This is a genomic window from Embleya sp. NPDC005971, from assembly GCF_040629175.1.
In the GTDB taxonomy this organism is placed as follows: domain Bacteria; phylum Actinomycetota; class Actinomycetes; order Streptomycetales; family Streptomycetaceae; genus Embleya.
The window spans coordinates 1-4285 of record NZ_JBEXUX010000153.1; the positions used below are offsets into that span (position 1 = coordinate 1).

At 71.1% G+C, this 4285-nt stretch carries 8 protein-coding genes; all 8 read right to left on the bottom strand.

What is annotated here, in order from left to right; translation table 11 throughout:
* Positions 1 to 44 precede the first annotated feature (44 nt).
* Positions 45 to 341 (bottom strand): hypothetical protein, encoded by a 297-nt coding sequence (locus ABZ374_RS47995; RefSeq protein WP_360325010.1) that lies wholly within the window; start codon positions 339 to 341, stop codon positions 45 to 47.
* A gap of 108 nt (positions 342 to 449) precedes the next feature.
* The gene (locus tag ABZ374_RS48000; RefSeq protein WP_360325013.1) at positions 450 to 1205 is read right to left on the bottom strand and encodes a GIY-YIG nuclease family protein; all 756 of its coding nucleotides are present in this window, start codon (positions 1203 to 1205) and stop codon (positions 450 to 452) included.
* 37 nt (positions 1206 to 1242) lie between these two features.
* The gene (locus tag ABZ374_RS48005) at positions 1243 to 1407 is read right to left on the bottom strand and encodes a hypothetical protein (RefSeq protein WP_360325015.1); all 165 of its coding nucleotides are present in this window, start codon (positions 1405 to 1407) and stop codon (positions 1243 to 1245) included.
* 193 nt (positions 1408 to 1600) lie between these two features.
* Entirely contained in the window at positions 1601 to 1933 is a 333-nt protein-coding gene (locus ABZ374_RS48010; RefSeq protein WP_360325018.1) for a hypothetical protein, read from the bottom strand.
* A gap of 25 nt (positions 1934 to 1958) precedes the next feature.
* On the bottom strand, positions 1959 to 2639 hold the full coding sequence (locus tag ABZ374_RS48015; protein ID WP_360325020.1) for a hypothetical protein: 681 nt from the start codon (positions 2637 to 2639) through the stop codon (positions 1959 to 1961).
* Positions 2639 to 2929: a hypothetical protein gene (locus ABZ374_RS48020; RefSeq protein WP_360325023.1), complete on the bottom strand. Its 291-nt coding sequence runs from the start codon at positions 2927 to 2929 to the stop codon at positions 2639 to 2641. The genes ABZ374_RS48015 and ABZ374_RS48020 overlap by 1 nt, the downstream gene beginning before the upstream one ends.
* Positions 2930 to 2938: 9 nt before the next feature.
* Positions 2939 to 3100 (bottom strand): hypothetical protein, encoded by a 162-nt coding sequence (locus ABZ374_RS48025; RefSeq protein ID WP_360325026.1) that lies wholly within the window; start codon positions 3098 to 3100, stop codon positions 2939 to 2941.
* Entirely contained in the window at positions 3100 to 3942 is an 843-nt protein-coding gene (locus ABZ374_RS48030) for a hypothetical protein (protein ID WP_360325028.1), read from the bottom strand. Before ABZ374_RS48030 ends, ABZ374_RS48025 begins: the two co-directional genes overlap by 1 nt.
* Positions 3943 to 4285: the final 343 nt, after the last annotated feature.

Consider the following 4285-nt stretch of genomic DNA (forward strand, 5'->3'; position numbering starts at 1 on the left):
TTCGACGCCGAGTGCGTTGATGCGGTCGCCGAAGGTCGAGTCGCTCACGCCGCCTCCGTCCGCTGCTGCCGCTCTGCCCGCATGAGCCGCTGCCAGCCGGCGATCTCGGGGACTGCCCGGTCGGGTGCGCGGAGCCGCGTCGCCAGTTCGGCTGTCTCCAGGTCGACGGCGCGGTAGATCTTGCGGTTGTCCGGGAACGGGTACCGGCCGACGGCCGTGATGCCTTGCCGCTCGATCCACTTGCGCACCGCTGCCTCGGTGACGCCAACACGTTCGGCGACGTCGCGGACGGTGGCGTAGTCGCTTGCCTTGAAGTCGGTCGGGTCGTATTCCGGTTCCATGGTGACCTCCTCCGGGCATGCGAAGAGCCCCGCACCAGGGGCTGGTCTGCGGGGCTCTCGTCTGTCTGCGGGCGCACTACGCCTAAGGGGAGTGTGACGCCCAGGCGATCACGATGCAAGCGAGAGGTTGATCGGCGCGTCGCCCGCCTCTTCCCGGAGGTAGTTGATGTACCGGACCAGGGCCGGCTCCAGACTGAACCACTCGCCGTTGAGCCTGAACTTGGAGAACTTGAGGTGCAGCATCCGCTCGCGATGTGTGTACCCGGGCTCGGTGGCGAGGAGTTCGGTGTTCGGCGCCTGGATCTGGGCGAAGCGTTTGAGTGGGTCGAACGACTTGCCGATCTTGACCGCGTTGCCGGAGCGGATGAAGTAGACGCTCCCGGTCTCCTCGTCCCGCTCGGCCTTCGTGCGGAACTCCTCGCGCAGCGCGCCGCGATCGTCGTCGGTCTGGTCGCTGTAGCCTCCGCGCTCGCGGAGGATGCTCTTCGCCCAGGTCTCGATGTCCTGCTCGGCGACAGCGCCCTCGTACCCGGGGAGCACGCGCCGGCGGTTGCCCTTCTCGAGTTCGACCGCGACGAGCATCGCGATTGTCTCGTCGGTCTGTTGGACCCAGGAGGCGAACCGCCTGAGTCCGGTGGAGGTGAAGTGGTCCGCGCAGAGCGGCAGGGGCTCGGTTATCTCGGTCGGCAGGCGGCAGGCTTCGCCCTGGTGCGTACCGACGCATCGCGTGCCTTGTGGAGTGGGGATGGAGACCTTAGTTCGTGCGCCGCATCCGCAGCGGTAGGCGCCACGACCCCGCCGCGCGTCGAGGGCCATGTTCCGGCCGCAACCACAGGCCACCACGGCCTGGTTCGTGTCGGTCATGGCCGCCACGCCTCCTGGCAGTCGGGGTGGTCGTCGGTCACGGCGTCGCCGGGTGGAGGGTGGTGGCGAACGCGCGGATTGCGGCGGCAAGGGTGGCGATTCCTTCGGCGGTACCGTCCAACAGGTCGGCCAATGTGCAGGCGCGGTCGGCGAGGTAGCGGAACAGGCGCTCGATGAACTCGCCGAGGGTCGACTTGCTCACGTTGTCTCCATGGTGGATTCGTGGTCGCTGAACCAGGCCAGCGCTTGGGGGTCGACGCTGCCGCCGGTCCTGGACTTGCCGCAGCGGGTGCAGTGGATGCTGCCGGGCGAGAGCCGGGCGAGGATTTCGTCGGGGCCCGGTCTGCGCGGGGGCGTTGTTCCGCCGCGTCGGCGGAGACGCGGGAACCGGAGCTTCACGAGCCGTCCCGGGGCAGTGGCGCGATGCGGATGCTCTCGCCGTGGACGCGCTCCTGCTCGACCAGCCACGCGTACAGGGCGGTGCGCTCGGTGATGCCCTCCGGCTGGGCGTCGACCAACCAGGGGTGCTGCCGGAGGAGTTCGGGGTGAGCCACCTCGGTGGTCCGCTTGACGCTGAACGCTTCGAGCTGGTCGCCGAACATGGTGCGCTCGCCGGTCATGTAGGTGAGGAGTTCGCACACGCCGTCGATGGGCGGTCGCCTCCGGGAGAGCAGCCGGCCGGTGGTGATCGACAGGACGTCGGCGAGCGGCCAAGCGATGGTGTCCATGGACGGATCCTCTCGTATCGGACTGTCACGTGCGGGCGGTTCCGGGCCACAGAGGCTCGTCGTCCAGGGTGTAGCGCCGCTCTCCGGCGGGCGGTAGTTCGGCCTGTAGCGGCGGGTGTAGCGCGTCGTGACCTGCGACTACACCGGGCGGAGAGGGGTCGGGGTCCGATCGGGGAGCGGGGTCGAGAGCGGCCTCCAGGTCGTCCCGGTGGACTCCGGCGCGGACCTTGCCGGCCTTGCCGCCGACGCGGACCGAGTCGCGGACGCGGACGCCATGGCCGGTGATCCAGGCCCGGACGTCGGCGGTGGTCCAGTCGATGCCTGCGGCTTGGATGCGGTCGGTGATCTCGGCGAGGTGGATGCCGCGCCGGTCGCCGATGGCGGTGCGGATGGCGGTGAGGTCGCGGAGGCGGGCGGCTTCGGGGTCGAGGGGCGGGGTCGGGTCGTCGGTCGCTGCCGCCGCCGGCCCGGCCCGCCAGGATGCGGCGAGCCAGGCCGGGGTGGCGATCGCCAGGGCGGTTGGCCCGAGTTGCCAGCCGATCCACGCGCTGCCGATCAGGATGCCGCCTCGGGTGGCGATGGTGGAGCGGCGCCCCTCCGTACCGACCCCTTCGCTCGCCACCCAGGCGGTGATGCGGTCGACCAGGGTGTGGTGGCCGTCGACCGCCCGGTGGACGTGTGCCGCGGCGCGGTCGACGGGTCCCATCAGACGGAGCCGACGATGCCGGAGAGGGCGGCGGCACCGGAGTTGATGATCTGCTGGCAGGAGGCTCCGATGGCGGTGCCGGAGCCGAGGGCGACGCCGAGGAGGACGGCGACGACGAGGTGCGCCCAACTGGCCTTCTTGTGTTTGGCGTTGTACCAGGTGAGGGCGGAGAGGGCGAGGACTGCGAGGACGTTGACGGTGAGGGTGCTGTTGGCGCCTGCGGCGGGAGTGACGGGTGCGGTGGGGGCCTGAGCGGCGAGCATTTCGCCGGCGAGTGCGTACAGGTTCATGGCGGGTCCTCAGTGGGTGTAGAGCGCGGCGGCGGCTGCGATGAGCGCCCAGATGCCGGCGAGTCGGAGTGCGGTGCGGTGGACGGTGCGTGCGGGCATGCTCGGCGCGATGGCGAGGAGGCCGATCAGCGCGAGGTTGGCCAGGAGCACGCCCGTCAGGGCGGCGGGCATCACCCGGTGGCGACGGAGAGCTTGGGGGTGGCGTCGGGGGCGAAGAGGTGCCCGCCGCCGCTGTCCCGCTCGGGGAGCGGGGTGAGGATGCCGCGGGCGACCCACTTGCGGACGGTGTCCGGCTTGACGCCGTGGTCTTCGGCGACCTGGGCGGTGGTGCGGGCCTTGCGCCGGGGCTCCGTGACGGCGCGGGACGCGGCGGCACTGGGGGCCAGGACGACCGGGACGGACACCGGGATGGCGGTCGGCCCGGGAAGCACGACCCGGCCGGTGGCGACGAACCGGCGCGGTACCCGCCGGGGTTGGCCGCCGGCCTGCGGGACGACTGTCCCGGCCTGTCCCGCCCGGGGGACGGGGGTGGCGGCGAGGTGGAACAGGTGGCCCAGGACGAGGGGCGGGACGCAGGACACGACAATCACGAGCCACATGGGGGCACGTGGGGTTGCCGTCCAGTGCCCGGTGACGAACAGGTGGCTGACGGGCTGGGCGGCCATCGCCAGGAGTAGGGCCAGGACGGCGCCGCGGTCGGCGCTCTTCTTGCCGGGGGCTCCTGCGGGCCGGGCGTCGGCAACGGCGGTTGCGATGCCTGCGTATGCCGCCAGCACTGCGGCCATGCCCCAGGCGAGACGAGTGTCCCACCCGGCCAGGACGGCGAGGTGGTGCTCGCCTGGCGCACACATGATCAGGACGATGACGGCGACCTTGGGTCGGCCGATCGCGGTGAAGGCGCGGACCCACCAGGGCGGGGGCGGGACGGTGTCCCGCAGGGGTGGTGTGTGCGGGACACGCCGGTGCGGGGTGCACCTGGCGATCAACCGCGAGATACGGTTTCGCGAAGCCATGACGGGATCTCCTGGATCTCCGAGTGGTAGCCGTCCGCGGGTTGCTGCCTGCGGCGGTCAGGCCCTTGCTTGGCGCTCCAACGCCAGGTGGGGGCCGTTTTGCTGTTGTCGTGCCGCCTTTATATCACGGTCTGTGATGGATTGTGGCGAAAATCCGAGCGCGGCGGGACGCGGGACGGCCTTGTCCCGCACGGGAGTTCGTGATCTTGGGGACCCGGACGCGCTGTCCCGCAGGTCAGTCCTGGGCGACCGGAGCGGGCAGCAGTTCGCTCACGTTGTCCGGGGCGCCCGGGACGGTCGTGTAGTCCTGTCCCGGGATGGCGGCGAGGTGCGTGGCAGGGAC